This is a genomic window from Pseudogemmobacter lacusdianii, assembly GCF_030848395.1.
In the GTDB taxonomy this organism is placed as follows: Bacteria; Pseudomonadota; Alphaproteobacteria; order Rhodobacterales; family Rhodobacteraceae; genus Pseudogemmobacter; species Pseudogemmobacter lacusdianii.
In genome coordinates this window covers 233,325-258,135 of record NZ_JAVDBT010000001.1, presented here as the reverse complement: position 1 = coordinate 258,135, position 24,811 = coordinate 233,325, and the positions used below count along the sequence as shown (strand labels likewise).

The 24,811-nt window shown below is 62.0% G+C and carries 24 protein-coding genes; 17 read left to right on the top strand and 7 right to left on the bottom strand.

The window, feature by feature from the left end:
- Positions 1–44 precede the first annotated feature (44 nt).
- The 5 genes from cobS to Q9295_RS01235 all read left to right on the top strand — a co-directional run bounded on the left by cobS (position 45) and on the right by Q9295_RS01235 (position 3,486).
- Positions 45–788: an adenosylcobinamide-GDP ribazoletransferase gene (cobS, locus tag Q9295_RS01255; RefSeq protein ID WP_306678583.1), complete on the top strand. Its 744-nt coding sequence runs from the start codon at positions 45–47 to the stop codon at positions 786–788.
- A gap of 136 nt (positions 789–924) precedes the next feature.
- Positions 925–2,016: a 3,4-dihydroxy-2-butanone-4-phosphate synthase gene (gene ribB, locus Q9295_RS01250; protein ID WP_306678581.1), complete on the top strand. Its 1,092-nt coding sequence runs from the start codon at positions 925–927 to the stop codon at positions 2,014–2,016.
- A 5-nt stretch (positions 2,017–2,021) separates the two neighbouring features.
- Positions 2,022–2,522: a 6,7-dimethyl-8-ribityllumazine synthase gene (locus Q9295_RS01245; RefSeq protein ID WP_306678578.1), complete on the top strand. Its 501-nt coding sequence runs from the start codon at positions 2,022–2,024 to the stop codon at positions 2,520–2,522.
- Positions 2,519–2,998 (top strand): transcription antitermination factor NusB, encoded by a 480-nt coding sequence (gene nusB / locus Q9295_RS01240; RefSeq protein ID WP_306678576.1) that lies wholly within the window; start codon positions 2,519–2,521, stop codon positions 2,996–2,998. Before Q9295_RS01245 ends, nusB begins: the two co-directional genes overlap by 4 nt.
- A gap of 38 nt (positions 2,999–3,036) precedes the next feature.
- The gene (locus Q9295_RS01235; RefSeq protein WP_306678575.1) at positions 3,037–3,486 is read left to right on the top strand and encodes an META domain-containing protein; all 450 of its coding nucleotides are present in this window, start codon (positions 3,037–3,039) and stop codon (positions 3,484–3,486) included.
- 58 nt (positions 3,487–3,544) lie between these two features.
- Here the strand turns inward: Q9295_RS01235 and Q9295_RS01230 are convergent, their stop codons facing one another.
- Together Q9295_RS01230 and Q9295_RS01225 are read right to left on the bottom strand one after the other, a co-directional pair.
- Positions 3,545–4,495, bottom strand: coding sequence for an alpha/beta fold hydrolase (locus Q9295_RS01230; RefSeq protein ID WP_306678573.1), 951 nt, complete (start codon positions 4,493–4,495; stop codon positions 3,545–3,547).
- Entirely contained in the window at positions 4,492–4,779 is a 288-nt protein-coding gene (locus Q9295_RS01225; RefSeq protein WP_306678571.1) for an SCP2 sterol-binding domain-containing protein, read from the bottom strand. The genes Q9295_RS01230 and Q9295_RS01225 overlap by 4 nt, the downstream gene beginning before the upstream one ends.
- A gap of 113 nt (positions 4,780–4,892) precedes the next feature.
- On the opposite strand from Q9295_RS01225, the gene Q9295_RS01220 reads away from it, so the two are divergent.
- The 5 genes from Q9295_RS01220 (at position 4,893) to Q9295_RS01200 (ending at position 10,118) form a co-directional block, all read left to right on the top strand.
- On the top strand, positions 4,893–5,480 hold the full coding sequence (locus Q9295_RS01220; protein ID WP_306678569.1) for a tetratricopeptide repeat protein: 588 nt from the start codon (positions 4,893–4,895) through the stop codon (positions 5,478–5,480).
- A 5-nt stretch (positions 5,481–5,485) separates the two neighbouring features.
- Positions 5,486–8,494, top strand: a complete 3,009-nt coding sequence (locus Q9295_RS01215; RefSeq protein ID WP_306678567.1) for a helicase-related protein — start codon at positions 5,486–5,488, stop codon at positions 8,492–8,494.
- Between the two features lie 24 nt (positions 8,495–8,518).
- Positions 8,519–8,872 (top strand): RNA-binding S4 domain-containing protein, encoded by a 354-nt coding sequence (locus tag Q9295_RS01210; protein WP_306678565.1) that lies wholly within the window; start codon positions 8,519–8,521, stop codon positions 8,870–8,872.
- Between the two features lie 74 nt (positions 8,873–8,946).
- Complete coding sequence (gene fdxA / locus Q9295_RS01205) at positions 8,947–9,285, top strand: ferredoxin FdxA (protein ID WP_306678563.1); 339 nt, start codon at positions 8,947–8,949, stop codon at positions 9,283–9,285.
- A gap of 323 nt (positions 9,286–9,608) precedes the next feature.
- The gene (locus Q9295_RS01200; protein ID WP_306678561.1) at positions 9,609–10,118 is read left to right on the top strand and encodes a CarD family transcriptional regulator; all 510 of its coding nucleotides are present in this window, start codon (positions 9,609–9,611) and stop codon (positions 10,116–10,118) included.
- 117 nt (positions 10,119–10,235) lie between these two features.
- Here Q9295_RS01200 and Q9295_RS01195 read toward each other — a convergent pair whose 3' ends face one another.
- Both Q9295_RS01195 and Q9295_RS01190 read right to left on the bottom strand, forming a co-directional pair.
- Complete coding sequence (locus Q9295_RS01195) at positions 10,236–10,568, bottom strand: YnfA family protein (protein WP_306678560.1); 333 nt, start codon at positions 10,566–10,568, stop codon at positions 10,236–10,238.
- Between the two features lie 24 nt (positions 10,569–10,592).
- Positions 10,593–11,198, bottom strand: coding sequence for a riboflavin synthase (locus tag Q9295_RS01190; RefSeq protein ID WP_306678558.1), 606 nt, complete (start codon positions 11,196–11,198; stop codon positions 10,593–10,595).
- 219 nt (positions 11,199–11,417) lie between these two features.
- On the opposite strand from Q9295_RS01190, the gene Q9295_RS01185 reads away from it, so the two are divergent.
- The 3 genes from Q9295_RS01185 (at position 11,418) to Q9295_RS01175 (ending at position 16,010) form a co-directional block, all read left to right on the top strand.
- Complete coding sequence (locus Q9295_RS01185) at positions 11,418–12,707, top strand: capsule polysaccharide biogenesis protein (protein WP_306678556.1); 1,290 nt, start codon at positions 11,418–11,420, stop codon at positions 12,705–12,707.
- A 102-nt stretch (positions 12,708–12,809) separates the two neighbouring features.
- Entirely contained in the window at positions 12,810–13,937 is a 1,128-nt protein-coding gene (locus Q9295_RS01180; RefSeq protein ID WP_306678771.1) for a polysaccharide biosynthesis/export family protein, read from the top strand.
- Between the two features lie 3 nt (positions 13,938–13,940).
- The gene (locus Q9295_RS01175) at positions 13,941–16,010 is read left to right on the top strand and encodes a capsule polysaccharide biogenesis protein (protein WP_306678554.1); all 2,070 of its coding nucleotides are present in this window, start codon (positions 13,941–13,943) and stop codon (positions 16,008–16,010) included.
- On the opposite strand, the gene Q9295_RS01170 is transcribed toward Q9295_RS01175, so the two are convergent.
- On the bottom strand, positions 16,007–17,359 hold the full coding sequence (locus Q9295_RS01170; protein ID WP_373457401.1) for an MATE family efflux transporter: 1,353 nt from the start codon (positions 17,357–17,359) through the stop codon (positions 16,007–16,009). The two genes, Q9295_RS01175 and Q9295_RS01170, sit on opposite strands and share 4 nt — an antisense overlap.
- Before the next feature lie 346 nt (positions 17,360–17,705).
- The gene (locus tag Q9295_RS01165; protein ID WP_306678550.1) at positions 17,706–19,364 is read right to left on the bottom strand and encodes a bifunctional helix-turn-helix transcriptional regulator/alpha/beta hydrolase; all 1,659 of its coding nucleotides are present in this window, start codon (positions 19,362–19,364) and stop codon (positions 17,706–17,708) included.
- A gap of 216 nt (positions 19,365–19,580) precedes the next feature.
- On the opposite strand from Q9295_RS01165, the gene Q9295_RS01160 reads away from it, so the two are divergent.
- The 4 genes from Q9295_RS01160 (at position 19,581) to Q9295_RS01145 (ending at position 24,259) form a co-directional block, all read left to right on the top strand.
- On the top strand, positions 19,581–20,240 hold the full coding sequence (locus tag Q9295_RS01160) for a glutathione S-transferase family protein (protein ID WP_306678548.1): 660 nt from the start codon (positions 19,581–19,583) through the stop codon (positions 20,238–20,240).
- Positions 20,241–20,373: 133 nt separating this feature from the next.
- Complete coding sequence (locus Q9295_RS01155) at positions 20,374–21,393, top strand: LLM class flavin-dependent oxidoreductase (protein ID WP_306678546.1); 1,020 nt, start codon at positions 20,374–20,376, stop codon at positions 21,391–21,393.
- Between the two features lie 237 nt (positions 21,394–21,630).
- Entirely contained in the window at positions 21,631–23,592 is a 1,962-nt protein-coding gene (gene parE / locus Q9295_RS01150; protein ID WP_306678544.1) for a DNA topoisomerase IV subunit B, read from the top strand.
- Positions 23,585–24,259, top strand: coding sequence for a hypothetical protein (locus Q9295_RS01145; protein WP_306678542.1), 675 nt, complete (start codon positions 23,585–23,587; stop codon positions 24,257–24,259). Before parE ends, Q9295_RS01145 begins: the two co-directional genes overlap by 8 nt.
- A gap of 64 nt (positions 24,260–24,323) precedes the next feature.
- Here the strand turns inward: Q9295_RS01145 and Q9295_RS01140 are convergent, their stop codons facing one another.
- On the bottom strand, positions 24,324–24,728 hold the full coding sequence (locus Q9295_RS01140) for a c-type cytochrome (RefSeq protein WP_306678540.1): 405 nt from the start codon (positions 24,726–24,728) through the stop codon (positions 24,324–24,326).
- Between the last annotated feature and the right edge of the window lie 83 nt (positions 24,729–24,811).

The window sequence follows — 24,811 nt, the reverse complement described above, 5'->3', positions numbered from 1 at the left end:
CTCAGGACGGCAGGTGGGGCCAGAGCACAAAGCGGGGACGGCAGATGCAAAATGATGCGGTGAGACGGCTGAGCGATGCGGTGTTTTCGGCGATGGCTTTGCTGACGCGGCTGCCGGTGCCGGGTCACCGCCCGATGGGGGCCGAAAGCGCTTGGGCTTGGCCGCTGGTCGGCGCGCTTTTGGGCGGGTTGGCGGCGTTTTTGGCTTCGGCACTGCGGTGGATGGATGTGCCTGCTGGCCCCACGGCTGCGGTTGTTTTGGCGTTTTTGGCGCTGTTGACCGGCGCTTTGCATGAGGATGGGCTGTCAGACGCCGCCGACGGGCTTTTGGGCGGGCGCGACCGGGCGCGGCGGCTGGAGATTATGAAGGACAGCCGGATTGGCAGTTACGGCGCTTTGGCTTTGGTGCTGGTGATGCTGTGCAGTTGGGCCGCACTGGCGGCATTGATCGGCACGGGCGCGCATTGGCCGGCGCTGATTGCGGCGGCGGCCTTGTCGCGCGCGGGGATGGTGGTGGTGATGCACCTGCTGCCCAATGCGCGGCCCAGCGGCTATTCGGCTGCAACCGGGCGTCCTTCGGCGCAAGGCGCGGCGCTGGCGGTGGGCTTGGCCGCCCTTCTCGCCCTAATTCTGCTCGGCAGCGCTGCGCTTGCGGCGATCCTTGCCGCCAGCCTCACCTCGGCGCTTCTGGCCATGGCCGCACAAAGGATGATTGGCGGGCAGACTGGTGACATCTTGGGCGCGAGCCAACAGCTGGCCTTTGCGGCCTGCCTCACCCTGCTGGCATGAGCGCCGCTGACGTGGCGGCGACAAACCGACCTCTGGCCTTTGCGGCCTCATCGCGTTATCCCGCAGGGACGCACTGCATAGATTCCATCTGAAATTCCACGGCTCTTCTCCGCCAGATCCTACAAGGCTGCAAAGCATGTCCGAACGCATCGATTTCTCTGACGCCATTTCCTCGCCCGAGGAGATCATCGAGGACGCCCGCAACGGCCGGATGTTCATCCTTGTCGATCATGAGGATCGCGAGAATGAGGGCGATCTGGTGATCCCGGCGCAGATGTGCACGCCGAATGCGATCAACTTCATGGCCACGCATGGCCGGGGCTTGATCTGCCTTGCGATGACCGCCAAGCGCATCGACGCTTTGGGCCTGCCGCTGATGAGCCCGAAGAACTCTTCGCGCCATGAGACCGCTTTCACCATGTCGATCGAGGCCCGCGAGGGTGTGTCGACCGGGATCTCGGCCGCTGACCGGGCGCTGACCGTGGCGACCGCGATCGACCCCAGCAAAGGTGCCGCCGATATCGCCACCCCGGGCCATATCTTCCCGCTGCGCGCCCGCGATGGTGGCGTGCTGGTGCGCGCTGGCCATACCGAAGCCGCTGTCGATGTGGCGCGTCTGGCAGGGTTGAACCCGGCAGGCGTGATCTGCGAGATCATGAATGACGATGGCACCATGGCCCGCCTGCCCGATCTCGTGGGCTTTGCGCAGCGCCATTCGCTGAAAATCGGCACTATCAGCGATCTGATCGCCTACCGCCGCCGCCACGACAACCTCATCAACGAAAAGGCCGTCTCGGCGGTCAGCTCGGCGCATGGCGGCGATTGGCTGATGCGGGTGTACTCGGACGAGACCCAAGGCGCGGAACATGTTGTTCTGACCAAGGGCGATCTTTCCACCGATGAGCCGGTTTTGGTGCGCGTCCATGCTTTGAACCCGCTGGAAGACGTTTTGGGCGTGGGCGCCTCGGGCACCCTGCCCGCCGCGATGAACCTGATCGCTGCCGAGGGCCGCGGCGTTGTCGTGCTCTTGCGCGACACCGCGATGAAGCTTGTCGGCGCCGGTGAGCATTCGCCGCAGACCTTGCGCCAATATGGCTTGGGCGCCGAGATCCTTGCCTCGCTGGGTCTTTCCAAAATCATCCTCGTCACCAATTCCACCGCTCCCAAGGTCATTGGCCTTGATGCTTGGGGTTTGACCATCGCGGGCACCCGCCCGATTGCAGAGTAATCCCTATGGCATCCTCGATCACCCATCACACCCTGCCGCTGCCGAGCTTTGATAAGCCGGTCAAACTTTTGATCGTCGTCTCTCCCTATTACAAAGAGATTGCCGATAATCTGGTCACCGGCGCCAAAGCCGTGGCCGAGGCTGCAGGCGCCACCGTCGACGTCATCGAAGTGCCCGGCGCTTTGGAAGTGCCGACCGCGATCGCTTTGGCCGAGCGTATGGCCAAATATGACGGCTATGTCGCGCTGGGTTGCGTCGTGCGGGGCGAGACCACGCATTACGAGACCGTTTGCAACGACAGCTCGCGCGGGATCACGCTTCTCGGCCTGCAAGGCGCTTGCATCGGCAACGGCATCTTAACGGTTGAGAACATCGACCAAGCCATCGTGCGCGCCGATGCCAATGGCCAGAACAAGGGCGGCGGTGCTGCGGCAGCGGCCTTGCATCTGATCGCCTTGGCGCGTGGCTGGGCTGGCGCGGCAAGCGGGATCGGGTTCCGGGCATGAGCGACGAGACCTCTTTCACCCCGCCCACCAAGCGCCAGATGAAATCGGCCGCGCGGCTATATGCGGTGCAGGCCTTATTCCAGATGGAAACCACGGGTCAATCGATCCGTGAGATCTGCATCGAGTTTGAGAACCACCGTTTCGGTGCGATCTATGACGGCGAAGAGATGACCGAGGGCAACTCGGAGCATTTCCGCGCGATCATCGATCATGCGGTGAACTGGCAGGCCGCGATCGACCAGCTGACCGACCGTGGTCTGGTGGCAAAATGGCCGATCGACCGGATCGATCCGGTGCTGCGGGCTTTGTTCCGTGCCGCTGGGGCCGAGATCACCCAGATGGATACGCCGCCGAAAGTGGCGATCAATGAATATGTTGACGTCGCGAAAGCCTTCTTCCCGGAAGGAAAAGAATCCAAGTTTGTCAACGCGGTACTCGATCATATGGCAAGAGAGGCCAAACCTTCGGCCTTCTGATGCGTTATAAGCTTAGGATGTAATTGGAAGGATCTGAAATGACCCGCCTGTCCTTTGCTAAAATCGCTGCCCTCACTGCGGCCCTTGGCTTGGCCGCAGTGCCCACCTTCGCCCAAACCCCCAACAATCTGATTGGGGAATGGCATCTGGTGGGGATCAACGGTCTGCCTGCCAATCCCGGCGTGACGCTCAACTTTGAAGCACCCGAGACGGGCAAGGCTGAGGCCGCCTTCAACGGCAAAGCGCCATGCAACCGCTACTTCGGCACCTATACAACCGAGGCCGACCGGGTGACCTTCTCGGGCGTGGCCGCCACGATGATGGCCTGCCCGAAGCTTGACGAAGAGGGCGTCTATTTCAAAACGCTGGAACCCATGACGCAGATTGGCATGGTTGAGGGGCATCTGGTGCTGATGGGGCCGCAAGATACCGTGCTGGAATACAGCCGCGAGGTCTCGGACAGCACTTGCATCACTTGCGGCAAATAAGGCCAGCAGGGGCGAATTGAGATGAGAGAACGGCGGGGCTATCCCCGCCGTTTTTGTCTTAGCGATGTTTGTCGAAAAGCGAGACCGCGCTGTCGAAGAAGGCTTTGCGCAGCTCTGGCCCCTCCATCATGATCTCGTGCAGGGCACTGGGGTAGACCTCCAGCTCGCCCTTCGGCCAGTCGTCCATCCGCTGATAGATCGGCATCGGCTTCACCACCCGCTCGCGCGCGCCGACGCAGGTCAGAGCGGGAACATTCGGTGCTGGCATCGACATCAGTGCTGCGCATTCACGCAAAGCCGCCCGCAGCCAAGCGACCGAAGGGCCGCCAAGCCCAAGCTTCGGCTCTTCCCGCAGCTGCGCGACCATATAGTCCCACATCTGCGCGTCATTCGTCAGCGGGTTGCCTGTGAAAGCCACGTCCAACACATTGGATTTGCGGCTGGTGCTGGGCACAAACCGTTCGGTCATCCGCAGCTCATCGGCATAACGGACCAACAGCCGCGCGGTAAGCCTTTTGTACCAAGGGATCACAATCCCCCACATCGGAGCCGAGAAGACCGACGCCTTAAAACCCAGATCGCGGTGAAGCGCGCGCAAGGCGATGCAGCCGCCCATCGAATGACTAAGAAGCATCAAAGGCTGCGGCAGGCCTTCCTTTGCGACCAAGCCCAGCAAAGCATCCAAATCGCGTTGATATTCATCGAAATCAACGACATGCCCTTTCATCGGATCGGCCAAAGCACGAGCCGCCAGCCCTTGGCCCCGCCAATCAAGGCTGACAACACTATAGCCGCGCGCCAGCAAATCCGCTGCCGCACGGCCGTATTTTTCGACATATTCGGTGCGGCCGGGCAAGAGCACCACGGTGCCCTTTTTGCCCCCGGCCCAAACGGCGGCGCGGATCCGCACGCCATCCGCCGTCCACAGCCAGACCGCGTGTCCCTCGGTCGGACCATCGGCCCGCGCAAGATCAAAAGGGGCTGGCTGCAGCGCGGCGTTTAGGCTCACGACAGAACAGAGCCCAGTTTCATCGCAAGACCCATCGAGCCATCGACCGTAAGCTTGCCGGTCATGAAGGCCATGGTCGGGTTCATCTCGCCATCGAGGATCGCTTTGAACACCTCGGCGCTGGCGGTCAGCGTCACATCGGCCTCTTCATCGCCCGCGCGCACGCCGGTGCTGTCCATCATGATGGCGCCTTCGCCCTTCACGATAAACTTGGCCACGGCATCAAACCGGGTGCCAACTTTGGCCGACAGCTGCTCAACAGCCGCATCAATCACTGCGCTCATCCCTAAAGTCTCCCTTTCGTGACCCTGCTGCCTCTGGCAATCCCCTGCCATTCGGCTACCATCAACATATGAAAGTCCCCTTTAGGTTAGACAATTGTATCGTTGCGGCACTTGTGTCGCTCTTTATTGCCGCCCCCTCTGGGAGGGCGCAAGAGCTTGCCGCTCCAGATTCGTCGACGCCTGTCGAAAAGGCCGAAAACCCTGGCCCGGTGCTGCAAGGCCAGGCAAAACTTGACGATCTTTACCGCCGTCTCGCCGTGGCACCCGATGCGGGTGAGGCAGGCCGGATCGAGGCTGAGATCCGTATTGAATGGTCAAAATCCGGCTCTCCGGCGATGGACCTTCTGTTGCAGCGCGGGGCCGACGCTTTGGCAGTGGGCGAGACCCAAGCCGCGATTGAGCATCTCACCGCGCTGATCGATCATGCGCCCGATTTTACCGAAGCCTATACCGCCCGCGCCTCGGCCTATTATACCGCCGGTGAGATTGGCCCGGCTTTGGCGGATCTTGGCCAAGTGCTGCAAAACGACCCGCGCAATTTTGATGCTTTGGTCGCGCTTGGCATGCTTTTGGAAGAAAGCGAAAAGCCGCAAAAGGCGCTAGAGGCGTATCGCGCGGTGCAGGCTATACATCCCTGGCTGACGGACGTAAACGACGCCATCGACAGGCTGTCTAAGGGCCTTGAGGGGCAGGAGCTGTAATTCCCATGCTATCCACGGGGCGGGTGACGGCGGTCCTTGGGCCGACGAACACCGGCAAGACTCATCACGCGATCGAACGCATGCTGACCCATCGCACCGGCGTTATGGGGCTGCCATTGCGTCTTTTGGCGCGTGAGGTCTATGACCGGGTGGTGGCGAAGATCGGCCCCTCGACGGTGGCTTTGGTCACCGGCGAAGAGCGGATCATCCCACCGCGCACGCAATATTGGATCTGCACCACCGAGGCGATGCCGCAAGAGATTGGCGCGGATTTTGTCTGCGTCGATGAAATCCAGCTTTGCGCCGACCCGGACCGCGGCCATATCTTCACCGACCGGCTTTTGCATGCGCGCGGGCTGGTCGAGACCTTGTTCCTTGGCGCCGATACGATGCGCGGCGCGATCTCGGGGCTGGTGCATCAGCATATCTATGTCAAACGCGACCGCTTCTCGACGCTCAGCTATGCCGGGTCGAAGAAGATCAGCCGGATGCCGCCGCGCTCGGCCATCGTCGGCTTCTCGGTCGAGAACGTCTATGCGATTGCCGAGTTGATCCGACGGCAGAAGGGCGGCTGTGCGGTGGTGATGGGGGCGCTTTCGCCCCGCACCCGCAATGCGCAAGTGGCGCTCTATCAAAATGGCGAGGTTGATTACCTTGTTGCCACCGATGCCATCGGCATGGGGCTAAACCTTGATATCAAACATGTCGCTTTTTCCTCGACCCGCAAATTTGACGGGCAAAGGATGCGTGACCTCACGCCGCAAGAGATTGCCCAGATCGCCGGGCGCGCCGGGCGGCACACCGAGGATGGCACCTTTGGCGTCACCGGCGAGGCCCGCCCCTTCGATGAAGATCTGGTCGATGCGATTGAGAGCCACCGCTTCTCGCCGGTGAAAAAGCTGATGTGGCGCAATTCGGATCTCGAATTCGGCTCGGCCGAGCGGCTGATCCGCAGCCTTGAGGCACCGACCTCGAACGATTGGCTGTCGCGCGCGCGGGACGCTGATGACGTTTTGGCGCTGAAGGCGCTTTCGGCCTTGCCCGAGGTCCGCGACCGGCTGACCGATGCCAAACGCGTGCGGCTTCTCTGGGATGTGTGCCGGATCCCCGATTTCCGCAACGGCTCGGATTCTGATCACATCACGCTCCTGACCCGGATTTTCGAATTCCTCTGCGGGCGCGGCTTGGGCGGTGGGCGAATCCCCACCGACTGGATGGCGAAAGCGGTGGAGCGGATCGACAAAACCACCGGCGACATCGATGTTTTGTCGCGCAGATTGGCCCATATTCGTACTTGGACCTATGTCACCCAGCGCAAGAACTGGGTCGATGACGAATCCCATTGGCGCGAAGAGACCCGCGCTGTAGAAGACCGCCTGTCAGATGCGCTTCATGCGGCTCTGACTCAACGATTTGTCGACCGCCGCACATCATTGTTATTGCGGCGGTTGAAGCAGAAGGAGGATCTCGTGGCCGAGGTCAGTGACAAAGGCGAAAACCGCGGCGAAGTCACCGTCGAGGGGCAATTCGTCGGGAAGTTGGAAGGGTTCCGCTTCCAGCAAGATGCGACTGGTTCGGCCGATGAGGCAAAGACCCTGCGCCAAGCTGCCATGACGGCGCTGCGGCCAGAGTTCTCCCTCCGCGCAGATCGGTTCTACAATGCGCCCGACACCGAGATGGACTTCACCGAGCAAGGTGGCCTGATGTGGGGCAACTCGGCGGTGGGCAAGCTGGTCAAAGGCAGTGATCCTTTGAAGCCGGCGGTTGAGCCCTTCGTCGATGAAGAGGCTGGCGAAGAGGTGGTCGAGAAGGTCCGCCGTCGCTTGCAGCATTTCATCGACCGCAAAGTCGCCGCGCAATACGAGCCGCTGATGGCTTTGGGCCGGGATGAGACCTTGCAGGGCTTGGCCCGTGGCTTCGCCTTCCGCCTGACCGAAGCGCTTGGCGTTCTGCCGCGCGAAGACGTCGCGCAAGAGGTCAAAGAGCTGGATCAAGAATCCCGTGCGAGCTTGCGCAAGCATGGCGTGCGCTTTGGTCAATATACCGTCTTCCTGCCCGCACTTTTGAAGCCCGCCCCCACCCGGCTGCGGCTGGTGCTGTGGTCTTTGTGGAATGACCTGTCGGAATTCCCCGAAAGCCCGCCTCCGGGCCTCGTGACCATTCCGAATATCGCTGAAGTGCCGAAGCGCCACTATACGCTCTCGGGCTATCACCCGGCAGGCGTGCGGGCGATCCGTATCGATATGCTGGAACGTCTGGCCGATATCCTGCGCCAAAAAGACAGCCGCGCGGGCTTTGAAGCCACGCCGGATATGCTGTCGATCACCGGCATGACCTTGGACCAATTCGCCGATCTGATGGGCGGCTTGGGCTATAAGGGCGAGAAGGCCGAGCGCGCCAAGGCCAAAGCTGCCGAAGCCGTGGTGCCGCAAGCCGTGATCGAAGAGGCGATTGAGGCGGCTGCCGCTGCCGGTCAGCCGATCCCCGAAGGCGTGTCGCTGCTGGCCCCGGTTCCTGAAGAGGCGCCTGCTCCGGAAGCTGCCGCTGAAGGCGAAGCTGCCGAGGGCGAAGCCGCAGCTCCGGTCGAGATGGAGACCTATTACTCCTTCACCTGGGCGCCGAAGCCGCGCTTCCAGCGCCCTGAGCGCGCCCCCCGTGAGGGCCAGCCCCGCCGTGGCCGCCCGCAAGGTGAGCAAGCCCAAGGCGACAAGCCCCAAGGCGAGCGTCCGCAGGGTGACCGCCCGCGCGGCGATCGCCCCCGTGGCGACCGTCCCAAAGGCGATCGCCCGCAGGGTGACCGTCCGCAAGGCGAGCGCCCGCAGGGTGACCGTCCGCAAGGCGAGCGCCGCGACTTTGGCAAGGGTGGCAAGCCCGCTGGCAAAGGCGGCAAGCGCGACTTCGATAAAGGTGGCGACCGCGAGCGCAAGTTCGAGGCCCGTCCGCCGCGCGCTGAAAAGCCGATCGATCCCGACAATCCCTTCGCCGCTCTCTTGGCGCTGAAGGGCAAGGTCTAATCCTTGGCAGGGCCGGGAAACAGGGTGACGGGCGCAAAGCCCCTCCCCTCTCCGGCCCTGCGCGACTCTCCCGGGGCAATGCCCGCCCAAGCGCCCCGCCTGCGCATCGACAAATGGCTCTGGCAAGCGCGGTTTTTCAAAACCCGCGGCCTGGCCGCCGAACTCATCGAATCCGGTCACCTGCGCGTCAATGGCCAGCCGATCCACCGCGCCTCACGCGAGGTTGGCCCCGGTGACACGCTGACCTTTCCTCAGGGAAAAAATATCCGTCTCATCCGCATAACCGGAACAGGCGTCCGCCGCGGCCCAGCATCTGAGGCAATGACGCTCTTTATTGACCTTGATCCGCCCGCTGCGACACCGCATCGGCTTGATTGATCCGGCCCGCTGGACTAGTCAGACGCTGATCTTCGCCATCCGCCCTTGTCGGAACCAGCGCTTCGGAACCCACCATGACCTATGTCGTCATCGACAATTGTATCGCCTGCAAATACACCGACTGTGTTGAGGTTTGCCCGGTCGACTGTTTTTACGAGGGTGAGAACACGCTTGTGATCCATCCGGACGAATGCATCGATTGCGGCGTCTGTGAGCCCGAATGCCCGGCCGATGCGATCCGTCCCGACACCGAGCCGGATATGGAAGTCTGGGTCGAGTTCAACCGCAAATATGCCGAGCTTTGGCCGGTGATCACGCAAAAGAAAGACCCGATGCCCGGGTATGAAGAGCGTGATGGCGAAAAGGGCAAGTTGGAGAAATACTTCTCCGAAGCCCCCGGCGCTGGCGACTAAGCAAGACTTTTCGCGGCCCCTCGCTTTCGGCGGGGCGCATTTTGATGATGCCGCTGACGCCTTGGATCACGCTGCCAAGGCGTTTACGAATTCTCCAACTCTATGCGACATAAGCCCGCTTCGCCCCCTGCTGCGTCGCAGTTGGAATCGGGGTGATTCTGTGTTATATAGCTTTCATCGACACCCATGGAGACTTCGCCCTGCCTCAGTGCTGCTCGCCTGAGACAGGCAAATTCGTGACAAAGCCACCGTCTGACCGAAAGGCCTCCTTTCGGAAGGGCGACGATTGTTGCGATGAAGTCCCTACCCGAGGATATGACTGAATGACCAAGTCGAAGAAGCCCGAGTTTCGTCCCAACGAGTTCGTTGTCTACCCCGCGCATGGCGTGGGCAAGATCGTCTCGATCGAAGAGCAGGAAATCGCCGGTTTCCGGCTTGAGCTGTTCGTGATCCATTTCGAAAAAGACAAGATGACCCTGCGGGTGCCGACCCATAAGGCCACCGAGATCGGCATGCGCGCTCTTTCGGCGCCGGATGTGGTGTCGAAAGCATTGGACACGCTGAAGGGCAAGGCCAAGGTCAAGCGCCTGATGTGGTCGCGCCGCGCGCAGGAATATGAGCAAAAGATCAACTCCGGTGATCTGATGGCGATTGCCGAGGTCGTCCGCGACCTGCACCGCACCGATGATCAGCGCGAGCAATCTTACTCCGAGCGCCAGCTTTATGAGGCGGCTTTGGAGCGTCTGACCCGCGAAGTCGCGGCTGTCGCAGGGCTGGAAGCTCCGGCGGCGCAGAAGAAAGTCGACGAAGTTCTGACCAGCCGCGCCGCCTAAGCGCAGCCTGCCCCGCTTTTGAAGAACGTTCGAAAAGGTCACAAGGATCATGGAAAAGGGCGGCCCATTGGAGCCGCCCTTTTTCTTTTGTCCTGCGCGTTTTAGCGGGCGTAGCTCTCAGGAACCGCGGTGGGGCAAGAGGATAATCAATGTCCCCAAAACGCAAACCGCGGCGCCGATCAGATCCCAGCGATCCGGCCTTTGCCCCTCGGCCAGCCAGAGCCAAAGGATCGAGGCCGCGACATAGATCCCGCCATAAGCCGCATAGCTGCGCCCCGCCGCCTCGCTGGGCACCAGCGTTAAAAGCCAAGCGAAAAGCGCCAATGAGGCCAGCCCCGGCAGCAGCCAGAGCGGCGTCTTATCGAGCCGCGCCCAAGCCCAAAACGCAAAGCATCCCGCAATCTCGGCCATTGCGGTCAGCGCGAAAAGGCCAAGGACGGCAGGGCTCATCGCTTTACCCTCAAAGCCCCGCGCTTAGTCCCACTCGCGCAGCCGCGCCACATAGCGCGCCATGGTGTCGATCTCGAGGTTGATGCCATCGCCCTCAGCGACCTCACCCCAAGTGGTGACCTGCTGGGTATGCGGGATCAGGTTCACGCCAAACTCGCAGCCCGAGACCTCGTTGACGGTCAGCGAGGTGCCATTCAGCGCAACCGAGCCTTTCGGCGCGATGAACTTGGCAAATTCTTCCGGCGCGCGGAAGGTCACGCGCAGCGAGCCGCCCTCTTGCCGCAGCCCCACGACCTGTGCCACGCCGTCAACATGGCCCGAGACGATATGCCCGCCAAGCTCATCGCCCACCTTCAGCGCCCGCTCAAGGTTCAGCCGCTTGCCCGCCACCCAAGGCTTGGTGCCAAGGTTGGTCTTTGAGATCGTCTCAGCCGAGATCTGCACGTCAAACCAGCCCTGCCCCGCGGTCTCGCCGCGGTCGATCACCGTCAGACAGACGCCCTCGCAGGCGATGCTGGCGCCGATATCGATGCCCGAGACGGCATAGCTTGTGCCGATCCGCGCCCAGAGATCCGCCTCTTGGCGAACCTCAAGCACCCGCCCCACATCGGTCACAATACCAGTGAACATGCCCGTCTCCTTGCGACTTCTCGCGCTGCATTCCATTGGCACAGACCTAAGCCTTGAGCTGCCCGACTGGCAAGCCCCCGGCACGCCGTTGCCGGCGCGCGCCCGCCGCGCCTGCGCCCAAATTCCGCCGTTCTCCTTAGGAAAACTGCCAGCATCGCAGGTTTCGGCTTCACAGAGGTCAAAATGCGCGCATAAGGGCAGCGAGGCTGATGGCAAACGATGCGATTATCTGGGCAAGACAAGACCTTTCTCTTCCTCCAAGGGCCGCATGGCCCCTGGTTCGCCCGTTTGGCCGCCATGCTGCGCCGCTCGGGCGCCAGTTGCTGGCGCGTTGGCTTTAACCGGGGCGACCGCGCCTTTTGGCCTGATACTGCCAGCTACATCCCCTTCCGCGACGCGCCCGAAGCTTGGCCCGAGACCTTTACCGCCCTCCTCGACCGGCATCAGATCACCGATCTGGTGCTTTACGGTGACACCCGCCCGATCCACGCCCGCGCGGTCGAGATTGCCCGCGCCCGTGGCCTGACGGTGCATGTCTTCGAAGAGGGCTATCTGCGGCCCTATTGGGTCACCTATGAGCGTGGCGGCGCCAATGGCCATTCGCGGCTGATGGAGATGAGCGTCGCCAAGATGCGTCAGGCCCTAGAGCGCGCCGATATGGAGCTGCCCGATGCCCCTGCGCGCTGGGGCGACATGCGCCAACACATCTTTTGGGGCGCGATTTACCATTGGTTCGTGATGACGGGCTTTTGGGATTACCGCAATTTCCGCCCGCACCGCGCGCTGACCGTGCGGCAAGAGTTCATGCTTTACCTGCGCCGTCTGGCCTTCCTGCCCTTCCACGCATTGGAGCGTCGCATCGCCCAAGCTCGGATCCGTTACGGCGGATTTCCCTATCATTTGGTGATCTTACAGCTGGAGCATGATGCCAGCTTCCGCGACCACTCGCCCTTCACCACGATGACCGAGTTTCTCTCAGTGGTGACCGAAGGCTTTGCCAAAGGCGCCGCCCCGCACCACCACCTGGTCTTCAAAGCGCACCCTTTGGAGGACGGCCGCGTGGCGATGAAGCAGCAGATCACCAAACTCGCCCGCGCGCATGGCGTCCTTGACCGGGTGCATTTCGTGCGCGGCGGCAAGCTGGCGGCCTTGCTCAACCAAGCGCGCTCAGCGGTGACGGTGAATTCCACCGCCGGTCAACAGGTGCTCTGGCGCTCGCTGCCGCTGAAGGCCTTTGGTCAGGCGGTCTATTCCAAGCCCGAGTTCGTCTCGGCCCAGCCGGTTGAGCAATTTTTCGCCCAGCCCACCCGCCCCGATACCCGCGCCTACCGCGACTATCGTCATTATCTTTTGGAAACCAGCCAAGTGCCCGGCGGCTTCTATTCCTCGCGGGGGCGGCGTGAGCTGCTACGACAGGTGGTGGATATGATGCTGTCACCACAAGATCCCTATGACGCTTTGGACAGCGGCAACGCGGCACCGCGGCAACAGTTGCGACTGGTCAACTGACGCCGCAAAAACTGCACGCTTTCAATTTGCTCACTGATTACTTAAGGTTGCCCACAAAACTTGAGGCAAATCCGAGAAGGAGCCCGAGCAGTGAGCATCAGGATGACCCGCAGGGCTTCGGTCCTTGGCGCCTTGGCGTGCCTAACCACGGCTGCGGGCTGCGGCCTGCCCCGGCCTGGGCCGAATAAAAAAGAGATCTTCGCAGGATCGGTGCTGAATGGCGGCGATGCCTTCGTTGTCACCGTTAACCCTCGGGTGACGCGCGCCACGTCTGTGCTGCCGTCCTTTGGCTTCTCCTCAAGCTTTAAGAACGCCGGAATCGTCGGCTCGGACACCCTGTCGCCCGGCGATGTTCTGGGCGTGACGATCTTTGAGAACGTCAAAGATGACCCGCTTTTGGGCAATACCGGCCAGCGCGTCTCGGCGCTGACCGAGGTGCAAGTGGATGGACAGGGCTATATTTTCATCCCCTATGCCGGGAAGATCAAAGCCGCAGGTCAAACGGTCGACGGCCTGCGCCAAAACATCACCCGCAAGCTGGATGAGCAGACCCCGGACCCGCAGATCACCGTGACGCGGCTGGCGGGCGATGGCTCTTCGGTGACGATTTCGGGCTCGGTCGTGGCGCCGGGCGTCTATCCGATTGAGCGCCCGACCCGCACTTTGGCGGCGATGCTGGCCAAGGCCGGCGGCGTGGCGATTGAGCCTGCCGTGGCTTTGGTCCGCGTCACCCGTGGCGGCAAAACCGGCAAGGTCTGGCTTAAGGATTTGTGGTCCAATCCCGGTTTGGATATCGCCATGCGCCCCGGCGACCAGATTGTGATCGAACGGGACGAGCGCCGCTTCACCGCGCTGGGCGCCACCGGCTCGCAAGCCTTGGTGCCTTTCCAGTCTGAGACCCTTTCCGCGATCGAGGCTTTGGCCACCGTCGGCGGGCTGCAAACGATGGCCGCCGATCCCACGGGCGTCTTCATCTTCCGCAATGAGCCGGCCGAGATTGCCAATATTGTCTTAGGCCGCAAGGACTTGCGCGGCGATCAGCGCATTGTCTATGTGCTCGACCTTACCCGCCCCAATGGCATGTTTGAGGCGCGCGATTTCCTGATCCGCGACGGCGACACGGTCTATGTCACCGAAGCGCCTTATGTGCAGTGGAACAAGACGCTTTCGGTGCTTACCGGCTCGGCCGGGGCGGCCTCGTCGCTCGATTCGCTGGGCAGCGGCAGCTAAGACGTGGCCGTCTTGCGTGACCCAAAACCCGAAGCCGCCGTGGAGATCCCCCGGCGGCTTTTTCATCAAAACCTCTCCTTTCTGCGCGACCGCCGCTTGCAGCGCATCCTTGCACTTGCGGGGCATGAGTTGCGGCTTGGCCTGCCTAAGACGGGCGACGGGATCGCGGTCTGGGGGGCCAGCCCCACGGCTTGGCGCGGCGAGGCTTTGGCCGCCAAGCGCGGCGCGCCCTTGGTGCGGATTGAGGATGCCTTCCTGCGCTCGCTGCGGCCCGGTCGGATGGGCGATGCGCCGATCGGTCTGATGGTCGATCCGCGCGGGGTGCATTTTGATCCCACAGATATGTCGGCGATCGAGCATATCCTGACCACAGATGCCTTGGACAATTCGAACCTTTTGCAGCGCGCAAAGGACGGATATGCGCGCATCCGCCAGTTGGATTTGTCCAAATACAACATTCACGACCCTGCGCTTCCGCCCCCTGCTCCGGGCTATGTTCTGGTGGTGGACCAAACCGCGGGCGATGCCTCGCTGCGCGCCTCGGGTGCCACGCAGGCCCGTTTCGACGAGATGCTCGAGGCCGCGCGTGAGGCACATCCCCATGCGCCGATCGTGATCAAAACCCACCCCGAGACCGCCAACGGCTTGCGCCCCGGCCATTACGGCGCGCAGCATCTCGCCCCCGGCGTCACTCTGCTGAGCACCCCTGTCTCGCCTTGGGCGCTCTTGGATGGCGCGATTGCGGTCTATACCGTCTCGTCGCAGATGGGGTTCGAGGCAATCCTTGCCGGGCATAAACCGCATGTCTGGGGCCACCCCTTCTATGCTGGTTGGGGGCTCAGCCATGATCGAACCCCGCCGCCGCGCCGGGGCCGCATCCTCACCCGCAACCAGCTTTTCGCGGGCGCGATGATCCTTGCGCCGATCTGGTATGACCCCTGCCGCGACCGGCTTTGCCGCTTTGAAGAAGCGCTCGACCAGCTTGAGGCCGAGACCCGCGCTTTCCGACAGGACCGCGAAGGCTATGTCGCGGGCGGGATGCGCGCTTGGAAGCGCAACCGTCTGCAAGCCTTCTTCGGCGCGCAGAAGCCTTTGATCTTCAAGGCCTCTGCCGAAAGCGCCGCGGCCACGGCGGCGCGCCTCAACCGCCCGTTGATGATATGGGCTGGGGCCGCCTCAGCAGATCTGCCCAAGCCTTGCCTGCGGATCGAGGACGGCTTTTTGCGCTCGCGCGGCCTTGGAGCCGAGTTGGTGCCGCCCCTCTCGCTCGTCGCGGATGACCTTGGGATTTACTACGATCCCAGCCAGCCCTCGCGGCTGGAAGAGTTGCTCCTAAGCCCTCTGCCCCCGGGTGGCCGCGCCCGGGCCGAGGCATTGCTTGAAAAGCTGCGCAAACATGCGGTGACGAAGTACAACCTTGGCGGCGAGATGCCCGACCTGCCGTCCGGTCACCGCATTCTGGTGCCCGGTCAGGTCGAAGATGACGCCTCGCTTCGCCTTGGTGGCGGCGATATTCGCAGCAACCTCAAGCTCTTGCAGGCAACCCGCGCCGCCAACCCCGATGCCGTGGTGCTTTATAAACCCCATCCCGATGTCGAGGCTGGGCTGCGGCCCGGTGCCATCGAACCCACGGAAGCGCAGCTATACGCCGATCAGATCCTCACCCACACCGATATGGCGGCGCTTTTGCCGCTGGTGGATGAGGTCTGGACCATGACCTCGCTTACCGGGTTTGAGGCGCTCTTGCGCGGCAAGAAGGTCACCACCTTTGGCGCGCCGTTCTATGCCGGTTGGGGGCTGACGCGCGACCTTGGACCCGTGCCGCAACGCCGCCTGCGTCGCCCCGATGGCAGCCTGCAACCTCGGCCAGATCTGCTGCACCTGATCCATGCCGCGCTGATCGCCTATCCGCGCTATTGGGATCCGGTCTCGCTCCGTCCCTGCCCGCCCGAGGTGGCGCTGGAGCGGCTGGCAAACGGGGATATCCCCCACCCCGGCCCGCTGAACCGATTGATCTCAAAGGTGCAGGGGCGCCTTGCCTCACATGCGCATCTCTGGCGGCGGTCGCATTAGCCCTTTGGCGCGAGCAGCCAAAAGCGCGCGAGCAAGCTGCCCGCTGCCACTGTCAGACCGATGACCAGCCCAAGCCAAAGCCCAGCCCCGCCCATGCCCATCTGGAAGGCCAGCACATAGGAAATCGGAATGCCGATCACCCAATAGCTGAGCGCCGCCAGCACCATCGGCACGCGGGTGTCTTGCAGCCCGCGCAGCACGCCCAAGGCGATGACCTGCATCGCATCGGCCAGTTGGAAAAGTGCCGCAAAGGCCAAAAGTTGCACGCCAAAGCGCATAATCTCGGCGCTGCCCGCTTTGGTCTCGTCCAAGAAGATCCCGATGATCAGCCCCGGCACGCTGAGGAAAAGCGTCACCACCAACACCGCCACCGCAGTGGAAAGCAAGATCGCCACCAATGCCGCGCGGCGCAGCTCTTGCGCCTCGCCGGTGCCGTGGAAGCGCGCCACGCGGATGGTGCCAGCGCTTGAAAGTCCCATATGGATCATGAAGGCGATCGAGGCCGCCTCAAGCGCGATGCCATGCGCGGCCAGCTCATGCGTGCCAACCCAGCCCATCATCAAAGCACTGGCGGCAAAAAGCCCGCCTTCGGCCAAAGAGGTCAGGCCAATCGGCCAGCCCAGACGCTGCACTTGACCAAAGGCAGCCCAGTCAGGGCGCCAGAAGTTCTGGAAAAGGTGGAACTTGCGCAAGGCGGGCAGCCAAGCCGCATAGGCCCAAAGCAGCAGATACGAGGCTGTCTGAACCGTGACCGAGGAGATCGCCGCCCCCGTCGCCCCAAGCTCTGGCGCGCCCCAATGGCCGAAGATCAAGGCATAGGCCAGCATCGCATTCAGCCCCACCGCCGCCAGCGTCACCCAAAGCACCGCCTGCGTGCGCCCTAAGGCCGCCAGATAGCTTTGCAGCACCGCGACGCACAGCGCCGGCACCATGCCAAGCCCGGCAATCTGCAAAAACTCGGCAGCAATCTCAACCACATCGGGTTGCTGGCCCAAGAAGCTGAGCAGATTGCCCGACCAGTAAAACAGCGGATAGGTCGCCACGCCATAAAGGATCGACAGCCACAGCCCCATCCTTGTGTCGCGGCGCACTTGCGTTTCATCACCCCGCGCCAGCGCTCCGGCGACCATCGGCATCACGGCTTTCGAAAAGCCTGCCCCGAGCACCCAAATGATGAAAAAGAATGAGGTGCCCAGCACGACCGCGGCCAAAGGCACCACGCCATACCACCCCATCATCACGGTATCGGTCACATGCAGCGCAATTTGAGCCAAATGCGATCCGACAAGCGGCAAGCCCAATATCAAGGTGGCTTTGGCTTGCGAGGAATAGGCCATTCTTTGTGTCATAGCAGAGGTATGACTGGGCTATATCGTTGAAGCAAGTAAAGAAATTCGCTGCATCGCGGCGTATAATTTACCCTTTGCAGCCTTACCTCGGCTTTACCAGCGCGCAAGGCGCATCCTTCCGACTGCGACCAATGCGAAACCAAAGACAGGCAAATGAAATCGGGGTGACCATCCTGACGACGGCCACCCCATTGATCATTAAAAAAGGAACTGAGATAAAGTTGGTATCGCAAATTGCCCGCGACTGATCCGAGATAGCCACATCACAGATCCGGCCGCATACCTCATTTGCGGTAGATCCGAAAATAAAGTGACCCTAGGTCAGGTTTTCCTACCCTTAGCCCTTTCAAGGCAGTCGCGCGATCATCAGCTCGACCTCTTCCAAGACCAGCGGCCATTCCTTGAAGAAGAGCAACTGCCCCGTTTCAGGCAGAAACCGCATGGTGAGCTGCGGGTAGTCCATCGCCAGCTCGCGCATCGTCTCCATCGGGGTTTGGGGATCCTGATCGCCCAGCAACAGCACCACCGGTACGATGCAGCGGCGCACAACGTCAGACCAATCCTTCTCGGACCCGATGCACTCGCGCGCAAAAGCCTCATGCGCCGAGCGTTCGCGCGACAGGCACACATCCGATCCGATCAGGATGGCCTCGCGCACTTCGGGACGGTCAAAGGTTTCAATATCAGCGCGGCTATTGCCGTTCACTTGCGCAAAGAAAACGTCCTTGCCCAAACGCCGCGCGAGGCTAAAGCCAGCCTGCACCAAGAAGGGCAAGACTTTGGGCGCGTAACGGGCATTTGACAAAATGAAACGCTGCCATTTGTCCATCCGCTCATATTGCGCGGCATGGCGCAGTGGCAATTGGCAGGCCGCCCCCACGATGCCCGAAATCAGATCGGGCCGTCGCAGGCTAAGGTTCATTGCAAAGCGCAGATCCGCCCCCATCGGCAAAGCAATCGCGCCCTGCACCGCAAGATGATCCAGCACCGCGATATAATCTTGGCTCACCGCGCCCAAATGATCGGCGGCTCGCAAATGCAAATCGGTCAGCCCATAGCCCGCCCGGACCGGCACAATCACCCGCAGCTTGCGTGCCCTGGCATGCCGCTCGGCCGAGGCGGGCCAGCGGATCAGGCCATAATCCATATGCATGAAAAGAATCGGCTGGCCTTTCGGATCGCCAAATTCGATCCAAGTGAGCCGCCGCCCATCCGCCAACCACAATTCCCGCACATCGCGCGGCTCCAGCGCCCCGCCGCGCGGGACCGAGCGGGAGGGCGCCTCGCTGGGCATCGCCGCCACATCCATCAACCCTAGGACCACCCGAACCAGCTCACTCTGGCTATGGGTCTCGGTCTTTTGCAGGATAGAGCGGACCTGCGTGCGCACCGTCTCGGCCGAGCGGCCGCGCGCCTCGGCGATATCCTTGATCGGAAGGCCCAAGGTGATGCCGCGCACAATTTCTACCTCGGCGGGGGTAAGGCCAAAGGCCTCTTGCACGATGAGCTCAAACCCCAAGGGCCAGACAAGCTCGGTCGAGACGACCAAGGCCAAAGACTGCGCTTTGCTGACGACGGGGCTCACCCGTAAAATCACCGGGCTGCCGGTGATGGAGGAGCGGATGCGCAATGTCACCCTTTGCTCGGCCCGCCCCCCGGCCACTTTGCGGATCACCCCTTGCAGCAAGGCGCGGTCTTCCGGCTCGAACGGCAGATCGACAAAGGGCCCGCCCTTGCTGATACCAAAGGCCACAGCCCCCGGCCGGTTGCAATCGGTGATCTTCGCGCTGCCATCGGATAGAAATGCCGCCGAGCGCGGGATGTCAGCCAAGACCGAGCGGTCCTGCGCATCGGTGGCGGCATCGTAGCGGTCTAGAAACACCGTCGCGCGGTGCAAATGGGCATCCAGCTCGGGGTTATCCAAAGCGCGACCAAGGTCACGACGCAGCGGTGCGACCTGCTCCTCCCAGACCTGCAACAAATCCTCAAGCTTGATGGGGTCCACGGCGACATCATAAAGCCGCTCAACGATCGCTGCCCTTAGGTCGCGATCGGCCTGGTCTGCTGAGGAAGGCAGCGGGGGTGACTGGGCCATCTGCCAATTTAGCCCCCGAGGCGGGTCCATGAGCAAGGGGGGGAATTCCACATTTTACAATGGACCTTGAGCTAAACTTGCGCGACACCTTTGGCCTGACACAGGCTTCAGGACAGGCAAGAGCTCATGCTTACCCTCTATGGCGTCTATCGGTCCCGCGCATCCCGTCCCTTGTGGCTTCTGGCCGAATGTGGCGCGCCTTTCACCCATGTGCCGGTGATCCAAACCTACCGATTGGCGGATCCGCAGGCCCGCGAAACCACCCTGCACACCGGATCTGCGGCGTTTTTGGTGGTCAATCCAATGGGGCAAATCCCCGCGCTGACCGATGGCGATCTGCTTTTGACCGAATCGCTGGCAATCACCGCCCATATCGCCCGCCGCTTCGGCGGCGCACTCGGACCGCAAGATGAGCCTGAGCAAGCGCTGATGGAACAGTGGTCGCTTTTCGCTGCCACAGGGATCGAAACCCCAGCGCTGGAGATCCTTGCCACGCTGCAATCAGGCGCCACGAGCCTGCCTGAAAGTCAGGCCGCCCTTGCCGTCGCGGCCGAGAAATTGCGCCGCCCGCTGCGTCGACTTGAGCAGCATCTGGCCGCAAAGGATTGGCTGGTGGGCGACCGCTTCACCGTAGCCGATATCAACACCGCCGAATGCCTTCGCTACGCCCAAGGCCACGCGCCTTTGATGGCCGAATTCCCCGCCACCAATGCCTGGCTTCAACGCTGCCAAGCCCGCCCCGCCTTCCAAGCTATGTGGGCGGCGCGGCTGGCAGAACCGGAATAAGCAGCGCAGCGCACCAGCCGTTGCCCCAACGGCACATTGACTGTGCGCTGAAGCGGGGCCAGCGCCCTTCCCTCGCCGCCCCGGGCACCCTACCTAACGGGGCAACAGTGAACGCAACGGGAAGGGCCCCGCCATGAAGAAAATCGGTTTTCTCTCCTTCGGCCATTGGTCCGAGCAACAAGGCTCGGCCGTGCGCTCGGCTTCGGATGTGCTTTTGCAATCGATCGAACTGGCCGAGGCCGCCGAGGAACTCGGCGCTGATGGTGCCTATTTCCGCGTGCATCACTTCGCCCGCCAACTCGCCTCGCCCTTCCCGCTTTTGGCGGCAATCGGCGCGCGAACCAAACGGATCGAGATCGGCACCGGCGTCATCGATATGCGCTATGAGAACCCGCATTACATGTTTGAAGATGCAGGCGCGGCTGACCTGATCTCGGGTGGGCGGCTGCAACTGGGCATCTCGCGCGGCTCGCCTGAACAGGTGATCGATGGCTGGCGCCATTTCGGCTATGCCCCGGCAGAGGGTGAGACGGATCAAGATATGGCGCGCGAACATGCGATGACCTTCCTTGGCCTTCTGGACGGCAAAGGCTTTGCCAAGCCCAACCCACGCCCGATGTTCCCCAACCCGCCGGGCCTTCTGCGGCTCGAGCCCTTCTCCAAGGGCCTGCGCGAGCGGATCTGGTGGGGCGCGGCCTCCGACGCCACCGCCGAATGGGCGGGCATGCTGGGCGTTCATCTGCAAAGCTCGACCTTGAAAAAGGACGAAGGCGGCGGGCCTTTGGGCGCGCAGCAAGCCAAGCAGATCCGCAAGTTCCGTGCAGCCTGGAAAGAGGCAGGCCATGAAGGCACGCCCCGCGCCTCCGTCAGCCGCTCGATCTTCCCGCTGATGAACGACACGGACCGGATGTATTTCGGCTCGGGCCGCCCCGAGCAGGATCAGATCGGCGAGATCGACAATATGCGTGCGGTCTTTGGTCGCTCCTATGTGGGTGAGCCGGACCAGTTGATCCAGATGCTGCGCGAGGATGAGGGCATCGCCGAGGCCGATACGCTGCTTCTGACCGTGCCCAATACGCTGGGCGTCGATTACAACGCCCATGTGATCGAAAGCATCCTGAAACACGTCGCCCCGGCGCTTGGCTGGCGTTAAAACCCACTCCCGCCGCCCGCTCTTGGCAGGCTGCGGGAGCCTCCGGCGGGGATATTTAAGGTTCTGAAAGAGACCTCTCCCCCTCTTTCAGAACCTAAATATCCCGGGGGTGAGCCCGCAAGGGCGAGGGGGCAGCGCCCCCTCCCTGCCCTGACCCGCCGTCCAAGCGTCTCACCAGATCTTGCGTTTGCCCCCTTGGGAGTGGTCTAATGCCAGCGCCCAATGAAAGAGCAGACCATGGCAAACGACCTCCTCTCCCAGGCCGAATCCAACTCCTATGACGCCTCCTCGATTGAGGTTCTGGAGCCGCTTGAGGCGGTCCGTCTGCGTCCGGGCATGTATATCGGCGGCATTGATGAGCGCGCTTATCACCACCTTGCCGCCGAGATCATCGACAACTCGATGGACGAAGCCGTTGCCGGCCATGCCAACCGGATCGAGGTTGAGCTGCATGCCGATGGCTCGCTGACCATCCGCGACAACGGCCGCGGCATCCCGGTCGATCCACACCCGAAATACCCCGATAAATCCGCGCTGGAGGTGATCCTCTGCACGCTGCACTCGGGCGGCAAATTCAACGGCAAAGCCTATGAGACCTCGGGCGGGTTGCACGGCGTGGGCTCTTCGGTGGTGAACGCACTTTCCGATATGATGCGGGTCGAAGTCGCCCGCAACAAAGAGCTTTTCGCGCAAGAATTCTCGCGCGGCATCCCGCAGGGCAAGCTGCAAAAGCTGGGGCCGACCCAGAACCGCCGCGGCACTTCGGTCACCTTCCACCCCGACCCGCAGATCTTTGGCCAACAGGCCTTCAAACCGGCGCGGCTGATGAAGATGGCCCGCTCGAAGGCCTATCTCTTCTCGGGCGTCGAGATCCGTTGGAAATCCGCCATCCCCGATGGCGACATGCCGCGCGAGGCGGTCTTCCACTTCCCCGGCGGTCTGGCCGATTACCTCTCGGACCAGCTGGAAAAGGTCACCACCTATGCCGACCGCCCCTTCGCGGGCAAAGTCGGCTTCCAAGAGAAATTCGGCGTGCCGGGCTCGGTCGAATGGGCGATCAACTGGACGCCCGCCCGCGACGGCTTCATCTCCAGCTACACCAACACCGTGCCCACGCCCGAAGGCGGCACCCATGAGACCGGCTTTTGGGCCGCGATCCTAAAGGGCATCCGTGCCTATGGTGAGCGCGTGAAGAACCGCAAAGCCGAGCAGATCACCCGCGACGATATGCTGACGGGCGGCTGCGCGCTGATCTCGGTCTTCATCCGCGAGCCGCAATTCGTGGGCCAAACCAAAGACCGGCTTGCCACGGAAGAGGCGGCGAAATGGGTCGAAAACGCCGTGCGCGACCATTTCGACAACTGGCTGGCGGCGGATCCGAAATCCGCAGGCGCGATCCTCGATTTCCTGGTCCTGCGCGCCGAAGAGCGGCTAAAGCGCCGTCAAGAAAAGGAAACCCAGCGCAAGACCGCCACCAAGAAGCTGCGCCTGCCCGGCAAGCTGGTCGATTGCTCCAACACCGACCGCACCGGGTCTGAGCTGTTCATCGTCGAGGGCGACTCGGCCGGCGGCTCGGCCAAAGGCGCGCGCGACCGCACCTATCAGGCGCTTTTGCCGCTCAAGGGTAAGATCTTGAACGTGCTTGGTGCGGCCTCAAACAAACTGCACGACAACTCCGAGATCCGCGACATCTGCGAGGCTCTGGGCGTCGGCATGGGCACGAAATTCCGCGTCGACGATCTGCGCTATGACAAGATCATTATCATGACCGACGCCGATGTCGACGGCGCGCATATCGCCTCGCTCTTGATGACCTTCTTCTTCACCCAGATGCGCCCCCTGATCGACAAGGGCCACCTCTACCTCGCCTGCCCGCCGCTCTACCGCCTGACCCAAGGCGCGCATCGGATCTATGTCGCGGATGACGTCGAGAAAGAGCAATGGCTTGCGAAGGGCTCGGTCGGCGGCAAGGGCAAGATCGATGTGCAGCGGTTTAAAGGTCTGGGCGAGATGGATGCCAAGGACCTGAAAGACACCACGATGAACCCGCAAACCCGGAAATTGATCCGGGTGTCGATTGATGACGACGAGGGCGGCGAAACCGGCGATCTGGTCGAGCGATTGATGGGCAAAAAGCCCGAATTGCGCTTCCAGTATATTCAGGAGAATGCGCGGTTTGTGGAGGAATTGGATGTTTAAAGCTGCCAAGAAGCACTGGCTCTTCGGCTTCGGTGCAATCTTATCGGCAGCTTACATCACTGCACTAATCGCGTTCACGGGGCTCTATAAGCCAGAGCGTCTGAACGCTCTCCAAGCGATGCCCCTGAATGAGCTAGGCGACTTTCTTGCAGGCGCCTTCGGGCCGATGGCCATTTTCTGGGTGGTACTCGGCTTCATACAACAGGGGGCAGAGCTTCGTAACAGCGTGGCCACGCTTGAGATTCAGGCAAGGGAATTGGCCAACTCGGCCGAGCAGCATCGTGCGCTGGCACAAGTCTCTAGAGAGCAGTTGGACTATGAACGCGCGATCAATGAGACGGAACACGCCGAGCGAAAAAAGCGCCGCGAACCGGTGTTCTCGGCAACATTAACACAAGTTGGCGCATCGTCGCTCAGCCACGGCAATTATGAATTCACCGTGACGAACGGCGGCGGCGAAGCACATAATCTAACTTATACTCTACTTAGTGATGGCAACGCCCTAAGTTCGGGCAAAACCGCATACGCTGGCCGCGGCTGGATATCGCAAAAACACGTGCTCAGCCTACCGTTTAATAGCAGAAATGCATTTACCGCAGCGGTGTCATTCACGGACGAAGATGGCGAGAGTCGCCGCGTCAATGTTCCCACAATAAAACCCTTCTAACCCTCACCTTGACTAAAATACTCTGCGGGGGTGTGGGGGTGCAAAACCCCCACCCTTGGCCAGCCTAAAGCTGCAACCCCTCCACATATTCAGCGAGTTGCACCAGACGCTCCGGCGTTGGGCTTTGGATACCGTCGCCTGCATCATAGGGCACCATCCGGCTTTCGAGCAAAGGCCCGAAATTCGGCATCACCGCCCCCCCGTCATGGGTGCCGGTATAGCCCCAGATCTTCGCCATCATGCGCAGCCGGGGAAACTCGCCCTTATTGCGCTGGGTCAGCGTGGTCAGATCGGCCGGGCGCTTTTCTAAAGCCGAGGCCAGCTCGCCATCGCCCTTGCCGCCCACACCGTGGCAGCTGGCGCAATAGCTTGCGAAATCTTCGGCCCCGCTGGGCTGCGCCTCCTCAACGCAAGCGGAAAGGGCAAGGCAGGCCGCCAAAGCAGCAGGGAGTTTCAGTGCAGCACGCATGGCGGAACCTTTCGTAAAACCGCAGTTTCTCACGGCCGAACGGGCCACACATTGACAGGGATCAAACTTTTTAGCGGCTCGCA

What these genes read in the sequence shown, in the direction of transcription:
- cobS (WP_306678583.1), top strand. Translation starts at nt 45, where the DNA reads ATGCAAAATGATGCGGTGAGACGGCTGAGCGATGCGGTGTTTTCGGCG.
- ribB (WP_306678581.1), top strand. Translation starts at nt 925, where the DNA reads ATGTCCGAACGCATCGATTTCTCTGACGCCATTTCCTCGCCCGAGGAG.
- Q9295_RS01245 (WP_306678578.1), top strand. Translation starts at nt 2,022, where the DNA reads ATGGCATCCTCGATCACCCATCACACCCTGCCGCTGCCGAGCTTTGAT.
- nusB (WP_306678576.1), top strand. Translation starts at nt 2,519, where the DNA reads ATGAGCGACGAGACCTCTTTCACCCCGCCCACCAAGCGCCAGATGAAA.
- Q9295_RS01235 (WP_306678575.1), top strand. Translation starts at nt 3,037, where the DNA reads ATGACCCGCCTGTCCTTTGCTAAAATCGCTGCCCTCACTGCGGCCCTT.
- Q9295_RS01225 (WP_306678571.1), bottom strand. Translation starts at nt 4,779, where the DNA reads ATGAGCGCAGTGATTGATGCGGCTGTTGAGCAGCTGTCGGCCAAAGTT.
- Q9295_RS01215 (WP_306678567.1), top strand. Translation starts at nt 5,486, where the DNA reads ATGCTATCCACGGGGCGGGTGACGGCGGTCCTTGGGCCGACGAACACC.
- fdxA (WP_306678563.1), top strand. Translation starts at nt 8,947, where the DNA reads ATGACCTATGTCGTCATCGACAATTGTATCGCCTGCAAATACACCGAC.
- Q9295_RS01200 (WP_306678561.1), top strand. Translation starts at nt 9,609, where the DNA reads ATGACCAAGTCGAAGAAGCCCGAGTTTCGTCCCAACGAGTTCGTTGTC.
- Q9295_RS01195 (WP_306678560.1), bottom strand. Translation starts at nt 10,568, where the DNA reads ATGAGCCCTGCCGTCCTTGGCCTTTTCGCGCTGACCGCAATGGCCGAG.
- Q9295_RS01190 (WP_306678558.1), bottom strand. Translation starts at nt 11,198, where the DNA reads ATGTTCACTGGTATTGTGACCGATGTGGGGCGGGTGCTTGAGGTTCGC.
- Q9295_RS01185 (WP_306678556.1), top strand. Translation starts at nt 11,418, where the DNA reads ATGCGATTATCTGGGCAAGACAAGACCTTTCTCTTCCTCCAAGGGCCG.
- Q9295_RS01180 (WP_306678771.1), top strand. Translation starts at nt 12,810, where the DNA reads ATGACCCGCAGGGCTTCGGTCCTTGGCGCCTTGGCGTGCCTAACCACG.
- Q9295_RS01170 (WP_373457401.1), bottom strand. Translation starts at nt 17,359, where the DNA reads ATGACACAAAGAATGGCCTATTCCTCGCAAGCCAAAGCCACCTTGATA.
- Q9295_RS01160 (WP_306678548.1), top strand. Translation starts at nt 19,581, where the DNA reads ATGCTTACCCTCTATGGCGTCTATCGGTCCCGCGCATCCCGTCCCTTG.
- Q9295_RS01155 (WP_306678546.1), top strand. Translation starts at nt 20,374, where the DNA reads ATGAAGAAAATCGGTTTTCTCTCCTTCGGCCATTGGTCCGAGCAACAA.
- parE (WP_306678544.1), top strand. Translation starts at nt 21,631, where the DNA reads ATGGCAAACGACCTCCTCTCCCAGGCCGAATCCAACTCCTATGACGCC.
- Q9295_RS01145 (WP_306678542.1), top strand. Translation starts at nt 23,585, where the DNA reads ATGTTTAAAGCTGCCAAGAAGCACTGGCTCTTCGGCTTCGGTGCAATC.
- Q9295_RS01140 (WP_306678540.1), bottom strand. Translation starts at nt 24,728, where the DNA reads ATGCGTGCTGCACTGAAACTCCCTGCTGCTTTGGCGGCCTGCCTTGCC.